At 48.7% G+C, this 18,433-nt stretch carries 21 protein-coding genes and 1 tRNA gene; 9 read left to right on the top strand and 13 right to left on the bottom strand.

The features are described 5' to 3' along the window. Nucleotides 1–37: 37 nt before the first annotated feature. Nucleotides 38–1,897 carry a prolyl oligopeptidase family serine peptidase gene (locus ACYQ27_RS05730; RefSeq protein ID WP_460041227.1) on the top strand — a complete coding sequence of 620 codons (1,860 nt, stop codon included), beginning with the start codon at nt 38–40 and terminating at the stop codon, nt 1,895–1,897. Between the two features lie 62 nt (nt 1,898–1,959). On the opposite strand, the gene ACYQ27_RS05725 is transcribed toward ACYQ27_RS05730, so the two are convergent. Next, the gene (locus ACYQ27_RS05725) at nt 1,960–2,691 is read right to left on the bottom strand and encodes a hypothetical protein (RefSeq protein ID WP_456453478.1); all 732 of its coding nucleotides are present in this window, start codon (nt 2,689–2,691) and stop codon (nt 1,960–1,962) included. After that, nucleotides 2,639–5,287: an ATP-dependent helicase gene (locus ACYQ27_RS05720; RefSeq protein WP_460041226.1), complete on the bottom strand. Its 2,649-nt coding sequence runs from the start codon at nt 5,285–5,287 to the stop codon at nt 2,639–2,641. The genes ACYQ27_RS05725 and ACYQ27_RS05720 overlap by 53 nt, the downstream gene beginning before the upstream one ends. Nucleotides 5,288–5,377: 90 nt before the next feature. Between ACYQ27_RS05720 and ACYQ27_RS05715 the strand changes: the two genes are divergently transcribed. From ACYQ27_RS05715 to ACYQ27_RS05685, 7 genes are all read left to right on the top strand, one after another. Further along, nucleotides 5,378–5,677 (top strand): hypothetical protein, encoded by a 300-nt coding sequence (locus ACYQ27_RS05715; protein WP_460041225.1) that lies wholly within the window; start codon nt 5,378–5,380, stop codon nt 5,675–5,677. Nucleotides 5,678–5,736: 59 nt separating this feature from the next. Beyond that, on the top strand, nt 5,737–5,955 hold the full coding sequence (locus ACYQ27_RS05710) for a division/cell wall cluster transcriptional repressor MraZ (protein ID WP_456394291.1): 219 nt from the start codon (nt 5,737–5,739) through the stop codon (nt 5,953–5,955). Beyond that, on the top strand, nt 5,952–6,368 hold the full coding sequence (locus tag ACYQ27_RS05705; protein WP_460041815.1) for a type II toxin-antitoxin system VapC family toxin: 417 nt from the start codon (nt 5,952–5,954) through the stop codon (nt 6,366–6,368). The genes ACYQ27_RS05710 and ACYQ27_RS05705 overlap by 4 nt, the downstream gene beginning before the upstream one ends. 93 nt (nt 6,369–6,461) lie before the next feature. Then, a complete protein-coding gene (locus ACYQ27_RS05700) occupies nt 6,462–7,508 on the top strand; it encodes a glycosyltransferase family 2 protein (RefSeq protein ID WP_460041224.1) in 1,047 nt (348 codons plus the stop codon). Nucleotides 7,509–7,599: 91 nt separating this feature from the next. Next, on the top strand, nt 7,600–8,517 hold the full coding sequence (locus ACYQ27_RS05695; protein ID WP_460041223.1) for an inorganic phosphate transporter: 918 nt from the start codon (nt 7,600–7,602) through the stop codon (nt 8,515–8,517). 41 nt (nt 8,518–8,558) lie between these two features. After that, nucleotides 8,559–10,301, top strand: coding sequence for a tRNA guanosine(15) transglycosylase TgtA (gene tgtA / locus ACYQ27_RS05690; protein ID WP_460041222.1), 1,743 nt, complete (start codon nt 8,559–8,561; stop codon nt 10,299–10,301). Nucleotides 10,302–10,467: 166 nt separating this feature from the next. Beyond that, a tRNA-Val gene (locus ACYQ27_RS05685) sits at nt 10,468–10,545 on the top strand. Nucleotides 10,546–10,573: 28 nt separating this feature from the next. Here ACYQ27_RS05685 and ACYQ27_RS05680 read toward each other — a convergent pair. The 11 genes from ACYQ27_RS05680 to ACYQ27_RS05630 form a co-directional block, all read right to left on the bottom strand. Beyond that, a complete protein-coding gene (locus ACYQ27_RS05680) occupies nt 10,574–10,735 on the bottom strand; it encodes a hypothetical protein (protein ID WP_460041221.1) in 162 nt (53 codons plus the stop codon). A 121-nt stretch (nt 10,736–10,856) separates the two neighbouring features. Further along, nucleotides 10,857–11,684, bottom strand: coding sequence for a hypothetical protein (locus ACYQ27_RS05675; protein ID WP_460041220.1), 828 nt, complete (start codon nt 11,682–11,684; stop codon nt 10,857–10,859). Between the two features lie 111 nt (nt 11,685–11,795). After that, nucleotides 11,796–12,035: a hypothetical protein gene (locus tag ACYQ27_RS05670; protein WP_460041219.1), complete on the bottom strand. Its 240-nt coding sequence runs from the start codon at nt 12,033–12,035 to the stop codon at nt 11,796–11,798. A 78-nt stretch (nt 12,036–12,113) separates the two neighbouring features. Next, on the bottom strand, nt 12,114–12,836 hold the full coding sequence (locus tag ACYQ27_RS05665) for a hypothetical protein (RefSeq protein ID WP_460041218.1): 723 nt from the start codon (nt 12,834–12,836) through the stop codon (nt 12,114–12,116). Then, nucleotides 12,766–14,058: a DUF3800 domain-containing protein gene (locus tag ACYQ27_RS05660; RefSeq protein WP_460041217.1), complete on the bottom strand. Its 1,293-nt coding sequence runs from the start codon at nt 14,056–14,058 to the stop codon at nt 12,766–12,768. Before ACYQ27_RS05660 ends, ACYQ27_RS05665 begins: the two co-directional genes overlap by 71 nt. After that, nucleotides 14,048–14,527 (bottom strand): hypothetical protein, encoded by a 480-nt coding sequence (locus ACYQ27_RS05655; protein WP_460041216.1) that lies wholly within the window; start codon nt 14,525–14,527, stop codon nt 14,048–14,050. The genes ACYQ27_RS05660 and ACYQ27_RS05655 overlap by 11 nt, the downstream gene beginning before the upstream one ends. A gap of 375 nt (nt 14,528–14,902) precedes the next feature. Continuing rightward, nucleotides 14,903–16,714 (bottom strand): hypothetical protein, encoded by a 1,812-nt coding sequence (locus ACYQ27_RS05650; protein WP_460041215.1) that lies wholly within the window; start codon nt 16,712–16,714, stop codon nt 14,903–14,905. A gap of 34 nt (nt 16,715–16,748) precedes the next feature. Continuing rightward, on the bottom strand, nt 16,749–16,943 hold the full coding sequence (locus tag ACYQ27_RS05645; protein ID WP_460041214.1) for a helix-turn-helix domain-containing protein: 195 nt from the start codon (nt 16,941–16,943) through the stop codon (nt 16,749–16,751). Nucleotides 16,944–17,063: 120 nt separating this feature from the next. Next, nucleotides 17,064–17,285 carry a hypothetical protein gene (locus tag ACYQ27_RS05640; RefSeq protein WP_460041213.1) on the bottom strand — a complete coding sequence of 74 codons (222 nt, stop codon included), beginning with the start codon at nt 17,283–17,285 and terminating at the stop codon, nt 17,064–17,066. Then, complete coding sequence (locus ACYQ27_RS05635) at nt 17,260–17,646, bottom strand: helix-turn-helix domain-containing protein (protein ID WP_460041212.1); 387 nt, start codon at nt 17,644–17,646, stop codon at nt 17,260–17,262. Before ACYQ27_RS05635 ends, ACYQ27_RS05640 begins: the two co-directional genes overlap by 26 nt. Then, nucleotides 17,643–17,834, bottom strand: a complete 192-nt coding sequence (locus ACYQ27_RS05630) for a hypothetical protein (RefSeq protein WP_460041211.1) — start codon at nt 17,832–17,834, stop codon at nt 17,643–17,645. Before ACYQ27_RS05630 ends, ACYQ27_RS05635 begins: the two co-directional genes overlap by 4 nt. Nucleotides 17,835–18,087: 253 nt before the next feature. Here ACYQ27_RS05630 and ACYQ27_RS05625 point away from each other — a divergent pair, with 253 nt between their 5' ends. Continuing rightward, on the top strand, nt 18,088–18,306 hold the full coding sequence (locus ACYQ27_RS05625) for a hypothetical protein (RefSeq protein ID WP_460041210.1): 219 nt from the start codon (nt 18,088–18,090) through the stop codon (nt 18,304–18,306). Nucleotides 18,307–18,433 lie beyond the last annotated feature (127 nt).

Here is an 18,433-nt window from a genome sequence, read left to right as displayed (position 1 = left end):
TGTACACGTTAAGCCCAACATCTTAACGGTGGTTTAAATGGATGATGCACACATCTGGATGGAGAACCTGAGTGACGAGAGGGTTCTGAAGTTCATCGAGGAGGAGAACAGGCGCTTTAGAGAATTCATCGGGGATCTGCCGGAAAGGCTGATTGATGAAGTGAGGAAGCACTACTACCTCCCCAACATCTGGGGGGCCCGGATTACAAAGAAAGGAACGTTTGTGAAGATAAACGAATCAGGGAAACAGCTCATAAAGCTCCTTGAAACCGGTGAGGTTGTGGTTGACTCCGGAATGCTTGAGGAAGAGCTCGGCGATGAAATCCTGCTCCAGAGCTTCACCGCTGACAGGGAAGGAAAAAGGCTGGCCTACAACTTCTCGATCGGGGGCTCGGATGAGGGAACAACGCGGATAATTGACGTTGAAACCGGAGAGCTCCTTGAGGAGATAAGGCCCTCCCTGAGGAACATCGTTTTTCTTGATGAGGGCTATTACTTTGCCCGCTTCTACCGAAAAGAAAGAACACCCGATGGGATGGAACCACCAGCGGAGAGGATTTTTCTGAAGAAGGGAGACGGGGAGGTTATGGTTTTTGGCGGGGGGCTCGGCCCGGGCTACTTCATGAACCTGCAGAGGAGCAGCACGGATGGAAAAATGGCAATGCTGACGGTTACGTTCGGATGGAACAGGGCAGATATTTATCTCGGCCCGATTGATGAGCCGGAAAAGTGGGAAAAGGCATACTCAAGCGATGTTCCGGCATATCCCATAGACGTCATCGGCGGAAGGCTCTACATCCACACAAGAGAGGGAGGGGGTCTGGGGAAGGTTATTGCAATCAAAAATGGGAAAGTCAGGGAGATAATTCCGGAGGACGGGTTTCCGCTCGAATGGGCGGTTATCGTCAATGGTAAGATACTCGCCGGCTATCTGGTGCATGCATCATCAAAGCTCAGGGTTTTCACGCTTGAAGGGGATTCCGTGGAGGAGATAAGCTTTGAGATGCCCGCACAGGTTTACCCGCTTGACACCGATGGAAAAAATACCCTGCTCAGATACGAGAGCTTCACGGTTCCCTACAGGCTTTACCGCTTTGGAGAGGGGCTTGAACTGGTTGACAGGGTTGAGGTTGAGGGAGAATTTGAGGTGGGTGAAGATTTTGCGGTTTCCAAAGATGGAACGAGAGTTCATTATTTTATGGTCAGGAAAAAAGGAGCAAAGAGCAAGAGAGCCTGGGTTTTCGGGTATGGAGGCTTCAACATTGCCCTGCTCCCGAGGTTCGTCCCCCAGGTGATTCCATTCATTGAGAGAGGTGGAACTTTCGCCATGGCAAACCTGAGGGGCGGGAGTGAATACGGTGAGGAGTGGCACCGTCAGGGGATGAGGGAGAAGAAGCAGAACGTCTTTGATGACTTCATTGCTGTCCTAGAGAAGCTTAAGGGAGAAGGATACAGAGTTGCCGCCTGGGGGAGGAGCAACGGAGGGCTTCTGGTTTCGGCCGTGCTAACACAGAGGCCGGACGTCATGGATGCCGCTTTGATAGGCTATCCCGTTATAGACATGCTCCGCTTCCACAGGCTCTACATAGGGAGCGTCTGGATTCCAGAATACGGGGACCCGGATAATCCAGAGGATAGGGAGTTTCTGCGCAGGTATTCACCCTACCACAACGTTAAAAAGCAGAAATACCCGCCGACGCTGATCTACACAGGCCTGCACGATGATAGAGTCCACCCCGCACATGCCCTTAAGTTTGCAAAGAAACTCAGGGATATCGGGGCCCCTGTTTATCTGAGAGTTGAGACGAAGAGCGGGCACATGGGGGCTTCGCCTGAGACGAGAATCAGGGAACTCGCCGAGCTGCTGGCTTTTGTGATAAAGACCCTCGCCTTCTGATTTTTGTTTTTTGATTTCCCGCTGGCATGTTCCATGAAAGGTCTCATAAAAAGCCACGGGAGCTAAGGTTTTAATCTCAGCCTAATCCTTTCGGCAATACCCCTCTTAACGAGGACATAATAGCCCGCCAGATTTATCAGGGCGGTGAGCACGGCCGCCACGGCCAGGGCACGATAGATGGCATCTTTAATACTCTCGTTCATCCGCCTGAATATAGCGTAGTGTATGTACTCGGTCGGGCTCATGGGCTTCATTGTCAGATTAACTCTAATCGTGTTTTTCTGGGGGTTTAGAGAGAAGGCGTGATTCCACGTGGCTGTGTAGATTTTAACATGCGTCCTGTTTTCAACGCAGTCATTGATGACGGAATCGTCGTAGGAACACATCAAAACGCCGAACGTGGCCCAGACTCTCTCATGGTTATACGTCTCAAACGTTACCGTCCTGTTCAGGGGATAAACTGTAACGGATTCTATATCCTCCGCAGAGCCGTAAAAGAGCCTTCTGACATAGTCATAAAGCTGGTCCACAACGGGCTTTCCGCTGTTCTCCCCTTTCCAGAGAACATAGTATGTCACCCCTCCCGAACGTTCAAAGGTGTAGAGTACCAGTTCCGGCCTGTCCGATGGCAGCGCATAGATGATGGGGGAGTAACGGAGTGCTTTTTCCCCGTGAGCCGGCAGGTAGCCTTCCAGGGTGTAGCCTGTTTCATAAAGGGATATGCTAACTATCATCAGGAAATCAAGGAGTATCCAGCCCGCGAAGAGCGCTTTTTTCCACCTTGGCATGCCCATCACCTTCAATCATCGCCATTATCTTTCTGTGCAGCTGTTTAATTAACTCTCTCCTGTCCTCCATCAGAACCACATCGCTCGCTCCAATGACCTCCAGGTTGAATGCAAACGGACTCGGCAGCCCGTTCCTCTCAACGACGACCCTGATTTTTCCCTCTTTAATCCAGCTCAAAAAAAGTCCTGCATTCTCTATGTCCATCTTATCCTCCATAATCTCGCGGTAAACCTCTTTAAGGAGCGGGAAGTCCGGGTGGTTCTTCTTCAACAAACGTAGGAGAGTTTGAGCATTTAATTGCTGTCTGCTCAGGCTTTTCTTCCTCCCCATGTAGCGCCTCAGAACCAGCAGGCCTCGGTTGGCAACGTGCCTGAAGCGCCTTTTCAAAAGCTCCGTGTTGTCCAAAGCTCTCTTGAGCGTTTCTCTTAAATCCTCAAGCTGGAAGAGTGCTTTAATTTCTTCCTCGCTTAACCTCCGGTTTCCCGGGAGAATTAACATAAAGCCGTTATCCGAGATGGCAATTCCCACATTGCATCTCTTCTTTTTGCTCACGAGGTATGCAAATGCCCTGCTCAGTGCTTCATTGGCTCTCCTCCCAATGAGCGTGTGGAAGAAGTATTTGGCCCTGTTTTCCTCAAGAACTTCCTCCACCAAAAGCGTTTCATCATCCGGGATAACCGAGTACCTGGCCTGCTCCCTGAAGTAGCCGAGAATTGCTCCGGCAGCCTTTTCATCGATACCGTATTTTTTCATCAAAAACATTCTGGCCCTTCTGTTTTCCAGGAGCTGCTTTACTTCCCTTCTAAACCTCTGGATATCCAAGGCCAAGTCAAAGCTGAGGGGGAGCATTTCGGAGAACCATGCAGGGATGGTGGGCTTTGCACCCTCCCTGGGCCGCACGTAAATTCTGTTCCCCCTCGACTTTTTGAACTCGTAGGTTCTGCCCGCCAGAACAAAAATGTCCCCCGGCATCAGCCTTTCGGCAAACTCTTCCTCAACCGTTCCGATAAAACGTTTATCAAGGGTATAAACATTGATTTTGGCCTCATCCGGAATCGTGCCGGTGTTCATGTAATAAATCGCTCTCGTCATCCTGCCCCTCCTTCCGAACTTACCTTCCCTTTCATCGAACCAAATCTTTGCGTAAACCCTCTTCTCCTCAAGCCCGGCATACTCCCCCGCCAGATACCTAAGCACGCTCATGAAGTCCCCAAAGCTCAGGTTTCTGTAGGGGTAGGCTCTCCTCACGAGCCTGTAGGCATCTTCAACCTCCCAGACCCTCTCAAGGGCCATGCCGAGAACATGCTGAACCAGAACATCCAGTGGATTTTGGGGGATTTTAATCCTGTCCAGACGCTTATTTCTCGCATTATGGGCTAAAACGGTGCATTCAACCAAATCGTCCCTGTCCAGCACGAGAATAATCCCCCTGCTGAGCTCATGGAGCCTGTGGCCTGCCCTCCCTATTCTCTGCAAAGCTCTATTTACACTCTTTGGAGAGCCTATTAAGACGACCAAGTCAATGCTCCCGATGTCTATGCCAAGCTCAAGGCTGGTGGAACTGATAACTGTTTTGAGCTCTCCCCTTTTGAGCTTCTCCTCAACTTCCAGACGGACATCCCTTGAGAGGCTTGAGTGATGGGCCTCTATCAGCTCGGCATATTCCGGAAAGTGCTCCTTCAGGTGATAGGCCACTCTCTCAGCCCCGCTCCTCGTGTTCGTGAAAATTAAAACGGTTCTATGCTTCTCAATCAAGCCATGCAGTCTCCGGTAGAGGGCCTCACTTAATGTTCCTGCATCCGTGTAGACCAGGTCTTCAACAACGCTCTCAACATTTATTTTCGTCTTTTTTGCAAAGCTCACATCAACGATCAGCCCGCTCCTCGGCGTTCCGTCGTCATTAAACCCGAAGACGAACTTGGCCACCTCTTCAAGGGGGTGGATTGTAGCGCTTAATCCAATTCTCACAAACTCGCCAGCCAAATTCTGCAGCCTCTCCAGAGTCAGGGCCAGGTGCGTGCCGCGCTTGTTCTCGGCCAGAGCATGGACTTCATCAACTATGACGTATTTAACCGTTTTCAGTCTCTGGCTGAACTTCGGGGCGTTTAAGGCAATTGCAAGGCTCTCAGGGGTTGTGATTAATATGTGCGGAGGCTTTCTAACCATCTTCTGCTTTTGATATGAGGAGGTGTCGCTCGTCCTCACGGCAACCCTTATCTCCGGTAATTCATAGCCAAGCTCCTTTGCAACCCTCCTGATTTCCCTGAGGGGTTCCTCCAGGTTTCTCCTGATGTCATTGTTCAGAGCCCTGAGAGGTGAAATATAGAGGACGTAAATTTTATCCTCAAGCCTGCCCTCCTTTCCCAGCAAAATCAGCTCGTTTATGGCCGCGAGAAAAGCCGAGAGGGTCTTTCCGCTCCCTGTCGGTGAAGAGATTAAAACATTCTCTCCTCTGTGGATTTCCACAACAGCATATCTCTGCGGTGGTGTGAACGTGCCAAATCTCCGCTTAAACCACTCCCTAACCGGCTCGCTCAGTATCTCGAATATCTCCTCGTCCGTGTATTCCCTCCCAGCGTGTCGAATTCCCCCCGTCGCCATCAAACCGGGGTTTGATTTTGAATTTTTAAATTATTCGGTTGTCCTAACAAACTTTTTAAGTGTCAATTAAGAACTAGAATCGGTGGGACAATGGAATCCCTGAGGCGAGTCATAGAGGAGTTCAACAGACTTCACGGGAGCGAGGCCCAAGCGAAGATATTGAGGATCGGGGGAGACGAGGTCATCATAGAGTTCTCGGGCTCGTTCTGCGCCACCTGCGGCCTCTACGACTACTTCGACGACATAAAATGGGAGGCGATGAACTTCGGTCTGGAGATTGAGCCCATGGAGGTTTTGGAGGCCGGGGAAGACGAGTTTGAGCACGGCCGATATGTGGTGAGGTACAGGATTGAAAAGACTGCCCACAAAGACCGTCAAGAATTTCATTAGCTTTCTTCCTTACCAGAAACTATTTATACATGGGAGATTAATCAGAAAATGGTGATTACATGGAAATTATGGTGAAACGGTTCGACCCCCAGGGGCGGCTTCTCCTGCCGAAGGAGCTGAGGGAGAAGCTCGGCGATAAGGTGATAATAGTTGACCTCGGCGACAGGATAGAGTTATTGCCGAGGAGAAGAGCTAACCTGAAAAAGTTCTTTGACAGCATCGAGGTGGAGGAGCTGAAGGAGTGGGAGGAGCTTAAAAAGGAGCTGTGGGCGGAATGAGGTTCGCCGATGCCAACGTCTTCATCTACGCGTTTTTGAAGCCAAGAAAGGAGCCTCCAGAGAATGTTAGACTTATCAAGGAGAGAGCACAGAGCATAATCGGGAGGATCAGCGAGGGCGAGAGAGTGGTTACCACAGTTGTCCACCTGAGCGAAGTTGCCAACGTCATTGAAAGCAAAGGAGGTAAGAGAAAAGCCGCTGAAGTCCTTTTGACGATTCTGACAAGCGAGAACATCGAGGTTCTGCCGGTTTCCACAGGGGACTACCTGAAGGCCTCACTTATGGCCGAGGAGAGAAACATCGGGGTGAACGACGCATTGGCTTATGTTAAGATGAGAGAGCTTGGTATTGGTGAGATTTACACATTTGATCGGGATTTCGAAAATCTGGACATCACCGTAGTGCGTGAATAGGTTCTCCGCTGGTAGATTTTGGGGTTCAACGCGCCATATCTGCGTTCTGAGGATATCGACACAATTAAAAATTCTATACCCCTAAATATTCCCATGAACCCGCTCCTCCTCGGCCTCGTCGTCATCTTCCTCTGGGACGGCTACTTTTTCTTCAACTACATAATTAGCCTTTTCTGTAATTACAGAATTAGAGAGTGGGAACCGAGGGTCTCCGTCATAATCCCCGCCTACAACGAGGGGGAAAGGGTTCTGGTGGCAATAAACTCGGCCCTTTCACAGGACTATCCGGATTTTGAGGTTATCGTTGTGGACGATGGGAGCGAGGACAACACCTTTGAGGCGGCATCGTCCGTGAAAGATCCACGCCTGAAGGTTTACAGGAAGGAGCACGGGGGAAAGGCCAAAGCCCTGAACCTCGGCCTCTCGAAGGCTTCCGGGGAGATTATAGTGACGACTGACGCCGACAGCCGTCTCGAACCTGATTCGGTTAAGGAGCTTGTGAGGCGCTTCTACTCCGACGATGTTCTCGGCGTTGGCGGCCAGGTCAGGGTTGAGGGCAATTCCTTCTTAGAGATGGCACAGGATGCGGAGCACCTGAGGATAGGGATGTTCCGCCGGGCAAAGGAGCTCGATGACCTGAGCCTCGCCCCCGGTCCGATAGCGGCCTTCCGCAGGGAAGCCCTTGAGAGGATCGGCGGCTTCGTTGAGGACCTCGTTGAGGACTACGCCACCACAAAGGCGATAAAAGAATTTGGAAGGGTCGTTTATGCCCCACGCGCGAGGGTCTGGACGGAAATGCCGAAAAGTCTTGCCGTCCTCTGGCGCCAGAGGAAGCGCTGGTTTCTCGGCGACCTGAAAAACCTCGGGGGAGGCTTCACGAAGGACTGGGCCTTTCTGGTACTCTCAGATGTTGTGGCGCTTTTCGATGTGTTCGTCCCACCGCTTCTGCTCGCTACCGGTCAGTTTGAGCTCTTCGCCCTCTGGTGGTTCTTCGAGACCTTCACGATGCTTTTGCCGGCTCTCTTCGAGGGCGGAAAACTCATCAACGCGCTTCTGTTCCCCATCATCCTCTGGTTCTGGGCGGTCTTTTATCTGACCCTCCATCTATACGGCTATCTGCAGAACTTTTATCATGATTGAAACATTTAGATTATTATCTAAACTTTCAAACGAAAAGTTTTTAATTTGTCATATATAGTCTATATAGAAAATATAGTCTATAGTGATGACCATGATCCTCCTTGCTGCGGCCTTCTTCATGGCATGGGCCATAGGTGCAAATGACAGCGCAAAGGCAGTTGGTACCGCCGTCGGTTCAGAGGTTATAGGCTTCAAGCAGGCCGTGCTTTTAATCGGCATATTTACCACACTGGGAGCGGTTCTCGGCCATTCCGCCGTCTCGGGTACTGTGGGCGGACTGGCAGAAGGAATGGATGCCGGAGAGATAGGTCTCGTCCTCTTCAGCGCAGCCGTCGCTGTAACAGCTGCCAGCCTCAGGGGGATTCCAATATCAACGACACAGTCGATAATCGGGGGCCTTCTCGGTGCTTCTATAAAGCTCGGTATCCCAGTTCGGTGGCATGTTTTCGGAAAAATCGCTCTGGCATGGGTGCTCTCCCCGCTCATAGCGGCTTTCTTTGCTATCTGGATGTATAACCTCTATTCCCGCCTTCTCGGAAAGATGCACGAAATGGCCAATATTGAGCTGACCCAGAAGTGGCTGGTGTTCATCTCCGCCTCATTCGCGGCATTCAACCTCGGAACAAATGAGCTCTCCAACGTCATCGGACTTTCCAGGGCACTGGGATTTGAAGGTTACTTCAAAATTGTTCTGGCCATGGCCCTGACTTTTGGAGCCCTGAGCTTCAGCTATGAGGTCATAATGACCGTTGGAAAGGACATAGCACCCCTCGGCCCGACCTCTGCGTTTTCATCCCAGCTAGGCTCTTCCCTCGCCGTAAGTCTGGCCAACTCATTCGGCCTCCCCGTAAGCTCCGGACAGGCTGTTGTTGGTGCCGTTGCGGGTGTGGGGACATACAAGGGGGAACGGGTAAATGTCAGGCTGCTCCTTGGAATCGTGAGGAGCTGGATCATTGCGCCGCTGATTTCGGGAACATTAGCGTATATTCTCCTGAGCATTTTCCCTTAGCCTTTTAAACCCCTTCCACATACCCTGTTCGGTGTTGAGAGATGGTTGAGTTTAAGTTCGAAATCAGGGCGAGAGATGCCGCGGGAAGGATTGGAAGGCTCGAAGTAAACGGCAAAAAAATTGAGACTCCTGCAATAATGCCCGTCATAAACCCAAAGCAGCTTATTGTTTCCCCAGCGGAGCTCAAAGAAATGGGGTTCGGGATGATAATCACAAACTCCTACATCATCTATAAGGACGAAGAGCTCCGCAGGAGGGCTTTGGAGGAAGGCATTCACGGGCTTCTGGGCTACGATGGGATAATAGAGGTCGACTCCGGAAGCTTTCAGCTCATGCGCTACGGGGGAATTGAGGTCACCAACAGGGAAATCATAGAGTTCCAGCATGAAATAGGGGTGGATATCGGCACTTTCCTGGACATCCCGACCATCCCCGACGCCCCGAGGGAGAAGGCGGAGGAGGACCTGAGGATAACGCTTGAGAGGGCGAGGGAGGCGGAGGAGGTTAAGAGCATCGCCATGAACGCCGCCGTGCAGGGCTCCACCTACCCCGACTTAAGGACTTACGCCGCCAAAAAGCTGAGCGGGATGGACTTTGAGATCCACCCAATCGGGGCTGTCGTTCCCCTAATGGAAAGCTACCGCTACAGGGACCTTGTGGATGTTGTCATAGCCTCCAAACAGGGCCTTAGGCCGGACAGACCCGTCCACCTCTTCGGGGCTGGTCACCCAATGATTTTTGCGCTGGCGGTGGCCATGGGCATTGACCTCTTCGATTCGGCCTCTTATGCGCTCTACGCCAGGGATGGCCGCTATTTAACGCCCGAAGGCACGAAAAGCCTTGATGAGCTTGAATACTTTCCGTGCTCGTGCCCCGTCTGCTCACGCCACACCCCGCAGGAGCTCAGGGAGATGCCAAAGGGGGAGAGGACGAGGCTTCTGGCCCTGCACAACCTGTGGGTCATAAGGGAGGAGCTCAACCGCGTGAAGCAGGCCATACAGGAGGGCACCCTCTGGGAGCTCGTGGATGAGCGAGCCCGCTCGCATCCAAAGATGTTCGCCGCTTATAAGAGGCTCCTTGAGTACGGGGAATATCTGGAGGAAAACGAACCCATAACCAAAAACTCCGCCCTCTTCAAGGTGAGCGGGGAATCCATGAGATGGCCCACGGTGGAGAGGGCCAAAGCGAGGGCCGAGCGTGTAAAATCCAAGTTCCCCGAGACCCTGAGCCACCCCATATTCGGCGAGATTCCAAAGTATCTGGCTCTGACATTCCCCTTTGCCCAGAGCGAGGGGGAGGAGGACTTCAAAATACCGAGGCCAGCAAAGAGCGATGCGAAGCTCTACATAATGGCCATAGCGGAGTACCAGTTCGGTGAGAACGCCGGTAAGGCCTTTGAAGATGCATTCGTGGAGCTCTCAAGAAAGACGGGCATGCCGAGGCAGGTAAAGTCCAGAGGCAGGCACCTGGCAACGTTCAGGGCGGATGACGGGCTGCTGACCCTGGGAATCGAAGGGGCAAGGCGCCTAAAGGAGCTCCTGCCGTACCCAAGGATGCGCGTGGTGGTTAATGCCGATGCCGAGCCCTTCGCGAGGAGGGGGAAGAGCGTCTTTGCGAAGTTCGTTGTGGACGCAGATGAAAACATAAGGCCCTACGACGAGGTTCTGGTTGTCAGTGAGAACGATGAGCTGCTGGCCACAGGGGTAACGCTCCTCAGCGGCAGGGAGCTCAGGGTATTCGAGCAGGGCGTGGCCGTTAGGGTGAGGAGGGGCGTCGAGAAATAACGGACGTGTCTGAAAGAGGTTGTTTCATGAGATGTTTGAAGTTTTGCAGTGTTCAAACGCACATTCCGAAGAGTTCATAACCCTTATCATGCAAACACCAACAATATCAAGCACGCTCAGAGATAACGAAAGCTTTATATTTCCCCCCTTCTCGTTTACTCCGGGCGGGCCCGTGGTCTAGACTGGTTATGACGCCACCCTTACAAGGTGGAGGTCCGGGGTTCGAATCCCCGCGGGCCCACCAGTTCTCGATTAACCGCCAAATAACATCCTCATATGTTTCTCCCAACCGGCCAATCCGCCTCAACTCCTCCTTCAACTCCACACTCACCCAGATAGTCGTATTCCGTCTTGCTTTCTCCCCCACTGCCAGCACCTCCGACTATAGCGCCTATAGCGACTATAGGGGATACATATACACAATTATGCCTCATCCTACATAGGACTTGTCCAGAAAGAAAAACGACTAAAACAAGGTGAAAATGAGGAACCAACCCGGGCGGGACACAAGAGAGTGAGAGGCGAGGAGGAGACAAAAACCTAGGGCATAGTAATCTATGATAGTTCTACCCCCTCTCTCCGGGCCCTCTTCCGCCTTACCTGTATGTCATATCCTGGCCATGGTAAATACTCAAACCGGAAGATGCCATACCTCCCCCACTCGATATACGCATACCCATCATCCAGCATCGAGATGTAACCCTGCTTAAGCTTTGACCCCTTTCTGACTTGGGCCCCTCTCAGGTAGATGTAAGCTGGAATTTTCGTGCGAATTCTCCAATCAATGTTGCTAATTGTATGAGTCGAGAGGACAAGGGATACTAGGGCCTTCCTCAAGTCTTTGAGGATATCTTTGACCCAATCCTGGAGGGTAAACTGGGTGCCCGGTGCAGTTTCAGGGAAGATGTCATCAGCCTCGTCGATGAAGACTGCATACCACTCTCTATCATCACGAGTGAGCAGGCAATAGAGGAGCTCAAACCAGAAGTAAACAGGCCTGTCCTCCTCCAGTTTCTCTGGTGGGATAATCCTCCCAGTCCTCTCCTTCGCATCCTTGGCTAATTCTGGGGAGACTCTATATGAGGCAGGCTCATAGATGACGTTAATCTTGTCCTTACGGAGTTTCCGAATGGCATCCTTTGCATCCTTGTACCTAACGACGGGAACATCAACCACTTCTACTTCTCCTCCATAGGGAATTTTGAGGAACTCAACTTCATCGTCCTCATGCACTAGTATCTGGACCTTCTTCTCCCAGTTTGGAAACTTGTGCCACTGGGCAAGGAAGCGGCCACGCCAGATAACGTATTCTTCACCCCTAAACCTTAAGGCCAGTCTGCCCATTAGTGAAGTCTTCCCAGCCCCTTGTTCCCCAGTAATCATGACAAGCCTGCCGCCCCCTTCCAGGATTCCTCTCTAGGAGCTTGTCCAAGAGTTCGGCACCAAACCGAGCGGCAATCTGGGCCCCACTCTCCAAGGAGAGAATACCGCGTTTCATCCCACATCACCTCCCAGCTCTTCTATGGCCCTCTCCAGAATCTCTAACTGTCTCTTCCTCTCCTCCAACTGCTCCTGAAGAGAGATGACCTTCTCCTCCAGTGCTGAGACCTGAATCTCTATGAGCTTTTTCCGGGCCTTCAAGTAGTTTTGGAGACTCTGGGGGCTACCATGGGCCTTGATGTTCTTTGGAATCTTCACTCCTGCCTCTTCTACAAGGCGGACAACCTCTTCCATACCCCTTCACCAATTGTACATAATTGTACGTTCTACACATACTTTTTGGACATTTAGAGAGAAGAGGAGACCCCTTGACTACTTTCTGCAGTCTTGGGTTTTGATACAGTAAATTATCAAGTTGTCAATGACCTTGGGAATCGTTTGATTCCAGCTTTTTCTTCGCTTCTTGTCTATTTCAACTATCTTCTCTAACTCCACATAGTGGTTTCTAGTAAACTCACTAATCAGTATGTGTATGTTTCTAAACGCCTCCCATTCTATCTCCAACCAAGGGTCAGGGAGCTCTAGGAACTTGATTGTGTTTCCTCTATCAATCGGCATGAAGAAGGTGGGTAATATAAAGTGCATCAGTTTTGAATTAGCAACAAGCTTAGACCGAGTTTTCATAACATGGAGTTTGTTGAAGATAGTTCTCACACTACCTTCTAAAGCCTGGAATTCTCTGATGTCTTTGTTTGAGCTCTCTTGAAGTCTGTAAGCCAAGTCAATAAAATTATGTCTAACCTCTCTGACAGCCTGTTTGAACTGCTCCTTTGTTTTCATGCGGGCTCTCCGTTTGTTCATATCCCAAGATTCAAGTGTTCTGTAGAGCTGTTCTAGGAAATTGTCATCATCCATTATCTCATTAAGATGTGTAGGGTCTCCACTCTTTGTGTACTTCAGAACCTTTAGGTAGTTGTCAAGGTCATGACCCATTCCCGTCCTACTAACAGCTTTGTTGAGCTCCTCACTGAGTTCCTCTGGGTTTTTTGAGAGGGTTTCCTCGAGTACTCGGACTCTTTCCCTGACCTTTTCCACAAACCTCTTCTCGTCCCGGTAGATGGATACTCTCGGCATCACTCATTACCTCTTGAACAGATTGATACTTATTGGTAATACCGGTTTTTCGTGTTTTCTCCTGTATTTCTTTGAATAACTCTCTGTACAGAGCCTCATATTCAGACTCAGGAATAACAAAATTGACTCCACTTGGTCCTCTTAGGTCACCATAATCAAAGATTACTTTGAAGACTTCTCTAGCATACGGCTTAACTCTGCCAGTTATCTTAAATTCTTTCCAAATCTTATTTAAAGAACTCACTATGACATCAGCTATCTGGATATAAGGACAAATTCTTGAATCTCCAAATGAAAGAGTATATTCTCTTTCTAGCTTATACTTGTATCTCCTTCTAAAGTGCTCATCCATAGGGATTTGGGGCAGTATCTTAAGATTCAATGTGCTTGCTAGGACATTAACAAGGATTCTCTCTTGAGGATTTTTATCGTAGACAATATGAATTTTTTCAAATTGGTTATTTGTTGAGTATTTCTCTAATCTAAAGAGGATATTTGATATCGATGTAGAGTGAGGAAGTATCGCAATTCTTCTACTACCCCCTTCTTCTGCTGGTGGCAAGAAAAACTCCCAAGGAGGGATATCAGAAAAACTGTGATTTGCTACTACCATCTTAGTGTATTCAGAATATGCATAGTCAATTAACAATTTTAGGAGAGGATCAGGACAAGTGTTATCAATATCTCTACGAAGAAGACTCATGAAGTTCTCGAACGATTCTTTGCTGGGATTTTTGCTAGCTTGAGTATATGCTACAAGTGTTTCGTCTGAGAGACAGTGGTACAGCAACTCGGCAAATCCTCTCAGAATAATTTTTGTGAATTCATCAAGTCCAAGAAGTATCCTGTTAGGCAGTAATATTGAGTAATCAATGATGTACGGTATAATTAGGTACTTCTTGTTAATCAACTCAATAAACAAGGGAATCTTGTTATCGTACATGTACTCCATAAGCTTAATTACAAATTTCGGCCGTTTTGGCCATAGCTGAGCTCCTTTGAGTTCCGAAGATGGGAGGATGTTATGTTCTCTTCTTAGTTGTTCTACAGCTTCACTAATTTCGCTTAGTTGCGATTTTGAGCTCCCAAAACCTCCTAAAACAAAATAAGATTGATTAGCATCAAACAGAGCATCGCCTGTATTGCCACTCTCATCTAGAAATACGTATAGCCTATTCACCATCTGAATCAACCCTAATTTTATATCTTTGGGGATATTCGTGGGTTTCCCTTAGAAAACTGTCTTCACTGGATACTGGAACGTTCGACAGGATTATATCCTCCCTATCATCGAAGAAGCTTGCTACATCTACATAGCAGCCTTGAAACTTTTCTACTCTGGGAGCATGTACGCTAAGATAGTGATCTCTAATGACTATGCCCCTCAAAGCTAGTGGATAGTACCTCTTTTCTTTCAAGCTCTCTGTGTTAAACGGTTCACTTAAGATGATTAACATCTGCCCTCTGGAAGGTGAGCCCTCCACACTCAGCACAATAGTGCTATAATCTCCATACCAGTCTTTGACAAAGGCAACTGCCAGTTTCCTTTCCTGCAACTCGTCATGAAACTTTCTTCCACCTCCACTATACTTAATTAGAAGCTGTTTGAGGTCATCAACTGTCAGGATACACTCCTCCTTCAAAGTAATCACCGTAGAACTTTGAGTATAGTTAATTTAAGGATTTCTCTTAATGGTTGTACTTTTTTGTATCATTCTTTATCCAAGTAAGGGAACGTTGCAAACATGACAACGTGTTAGCCCCTCTCATTCCCCTTCTTTCCTTGGGATTAGAAAGCTCGGGGAAAGAATAGTTGAGATCTCAGTGACTACCGGTTTATAAAAAATCCTACAAACTTGCGAGGAGGTTGATTTGGAGAATCAGGATTCTCCGAGGATTTTGATTTTGGAACGCATAATATAATAATATGTGAATCTCCATTTTGCGTTGAGTTTTCAATCTCGCCAAGATACCAAGCAAATTAGAGAAACAGGTTTCAGAAAACAGTAGGAATTTTTATAAACCGGTTACCAATGAGAATTGACAAAGTACTTCTTGGGTCTTCCTCGTTTTCCGGTTTTCTCAGTGTATATGGCATATTGGTGACTCAGTGACTCTACCACCTTCCGCTGAATCTGATAGTGAAACCCAAGAGACTCAAGGTAGGCCATGACCTCTGAGAATGGCACATGCTCGTCCTCATAGTTCTGGATGAACTCTTCTGCCCTCTTTATGGCTAACTTGAGTGTTGCAAGGGTCTTAGGATACCGCTTGACCTTCTTGATATCATCAAGTGTTTTGATTGAGAGCATGTGTTCAAGTCGTTCAGGTGGGAGGCCAAACAGGAATGTTATGGTGTCCTCGCTAAATGGCCTAATCCTGAAGATTGCTTGAAGTTGTGTCTCATCCTCCCAGTATTTCCTAATCTCGTCAATGTCTGGGAGGGCTTGGCTACTGTACTTCCACCTGCTGTCCTTATCCCGATAAGACTGTATGCCAATGGTGTCGGGGTCAATCAGGAAATAGGAGAGGAGGATTTCCCGGAAAGCGTCAGGCCCGACAGTGAATGTGCCGACAATGAAGAGAAACTTCAGGCCTTCAAAGTCCCTGCTACTCCTCAGGCTTGAGCCGAAGTGCATTGTCCTAACTGTGAGGTCGTGATATCCATGTTTTTCTAGGCCTCTTTGGATGAGGATACCTAGTCTGTCTTCGAATTGTTTGTAGGTGATTATAGGGACTATTCCACGATTGTCTATGACGAATTGAGGATAGAGGTATTCCACAATCTTCACTATCTTCTTGGCAATGCCCTCAAGCGAAGGTATGTTCTCGTTAGCAAGGGTCTGCTTTGTGTATTTAGCCTGTGGAATCTTCTTAGGCACAACCCTCACAACAACACTACTCTTTGAGGACTCGTGGACTGGTATCTCGATAATCTCGGGGTTTGGGAGGTCCATGTTGTAAACAGGGTCTATAGTTGCCCTCTGCTTCAAGTATTCCCACACAGCCTCGTTGAAAGAGGCGTCGGTGTTGATGACCTTTGCTCCTTTCTTCCGAGCATACTCGAAGAGGAGTAGAGCATAGGGGATGACAACCTTGTCGAGAGAGTTAGGAACTTGCTGGGAACGGGCATACCTGAGGTAGAGGCCAATTTCACATGGGCTCTGTGCGAATAAGTCTCTCACAGCTTCTCGTACAAAGTCGAGGTCAGGAGCGTGATACAAGTTTTCTAGGAGCTTTCTTTGTAGTTCAACTGTTAGCTCCTCACAGTGGTTGATGTAGTCATCTTCAGTGAGATCTCTCCCAAGAGCTATAGAATGCAAGTGCATGACCTTAGGGTCAGGAGGCTCAATGACTTTTCCGTTGAACAGGGACTCCTCGACTATGATAACATCAGGTTCAAGGCGTTCGAGTTGTTTTGTCTGAAGATAGGCGAGTGGAGCGAGAACTACCCTTTTGTCCTCCTTAAAGGCTTGGTGATACGGGCAATTAGCATACGTGTTAGGGAATCTCTCCTTGCAGATAGAGCATGCAATTCTGGGAGGGAAGCCACGGAAGACGTCAAGGTGTTGGCAAGACCGCTCGAAGCCCTTCCAGTGGATGACTTCACTGGAGGGCAGAAGTCTCTCATACAAGTCGAGGATGGTATGAGCTTCAGCAAGGATGAGGAACTTTTTCTCGCTCTCTGATTTGATTAGTTCGATGTTTCTGTGAGTCTTGCCAGAACCTGGGAAAGACTTATCCACGATAAACTCGATGGTTGGGTCTTCAACTAGTTTCCTAAGCCTCCAAAAAGCCTTTGTACGGTGACCAGCATAAACACTACTGGGCTCGGGCATACCTTTCACCTTGAATCAGTTTTTATTGGTGTTCTCAGTTTTTTAATTTCTCGGGATTGAGGAGCCTCTCGACCTCTGCCCTTGGGATTCTCCACCAGCCTCTTTTAGTAGGTTGGATTGCTTTGATTTTGCCCCCCTGAACCCAGCCAAAGACGGTCACGTAGTGGACACCGAGCATCCTAGCAACTTCACCAGTTGTGTAGTACTCTTTTTCAAGTTTGATGGCCATGTTGTCTCACCTCTAATATTTCTTGTATCCTTAGTATACATAACCTTTTTGGACGCTTCTAGAGGCTCTATTGGTCCAGCAGACCCCTGAAAATGCTCAATAAATAGAAGAAGAGGAAGCTCATCTTGTCAGGGCTATCTTCCCCCACTCGTTGAGGTCTTTCTCAGTTAGGTAAGGGTTGAAGCGTCTCAGGATTTTCAGGACCTCACTCCTTGGTATCATGAGCTTGCCGTTCACTTTCTCTGCCTTAAGTTTGCCCCATGTGATTGCCCAGAGGACTTCGCCTTCTGGAATCATGAAGGCCCGGGAGAATTCGTCAATGGTGAAGTATGCCTTTCCCATCCTTGCCTCCCTCCTTTATCTTCCGGATTTCACTTTCTGGGACTTTGTACCGGAAGCCCACTCTGATGGCCTTAATCTGACCCTTGCGAATTAAGTCCAGTACTCTGTCTTGATTAATACCGAGAATGGCCGCGACTTCCTTGGTGTTGAAGAGTCTGTCTCTAGGTACTCTTTCTTTCTTGAGGCGTTGAATTTCCTCCTCAGGAATCCAATAGAATACCCTTTTCCGGTGCCAGATTTTCAGGGCTGCCATTCTGCCCTTCTCCAGCCAAATGTAGATAGAATCAAGGGGGACGCCTAACTCTTCTGCCACCTGTCTGGGAGTGTAGTAGGGACCTTCAGGCCTTGGGATATTCTTCATTTCGCCTCACTCCCCTCTACTTTCTTGACTTCCTCCCCGAGGACTCTGTCTATCTCCTCTGCCAGATTGATAGCCTCCTCAAGGTTCTTGCCGACGCCACTCCAGTACTTTGAGACTCTCGTTGCCCTGATGTAGTACAGGTTAGTCTTCAGGCCTTTCACCAATCTGCGGATTTCTTTGGGGTCCACAACCTACCACCTCCGCCCGTTCGTGATAGTAACTAATAGTAACTGATAGTTAACAATTTTGGACATTTTGAAAACTGTATTCAATTAACAGAGTGCTTCAATGTTCTATTTCTTAACATTTACCGTTATACACCTTGTAAGTTAACAAAAGGGTCCGGATTTTTCTTAACTTTCATTCTGTAAGTTAAGATTTCGCCAACTCACCAAAACCCCTACGTAAGAAGAGGGCTTAAATTGGAGTGAGGTGGGGAGGATGCTAGGTCGGTTCTTTGGTAAAAAGACGACGGAGGGGATAATCCGTTCTATCTCAAGGGCCAGTCCCACTTTCAAAGAGTGGCAAAGGCTTGAGAAGAGGAGACAACAACTACTCGACAAGAGGGCAGAGCTGATAGCACAAATTCACGAGATTGACGCTGAGATTAGACAGATTGAGATGTACCAACAGGTGTTGACTCGCCGTGAATTCCTGTAACCTTATTTTCTCCTGGATTTTTGTCATCAAGGGCTGGTTGTATTCAATTAGACTACTGTCGAATGACAATTAATAACTTGACGAATAGAAAGGTTTTTATATCTTGAAGTTGATTTTCTCTTAAGTA

This window comes from Thermococcus atlanticus (assembly GCF_054657855.1).
This window is presented reverse-complemented; position numbering and strand designations above follow the sequence as displayed.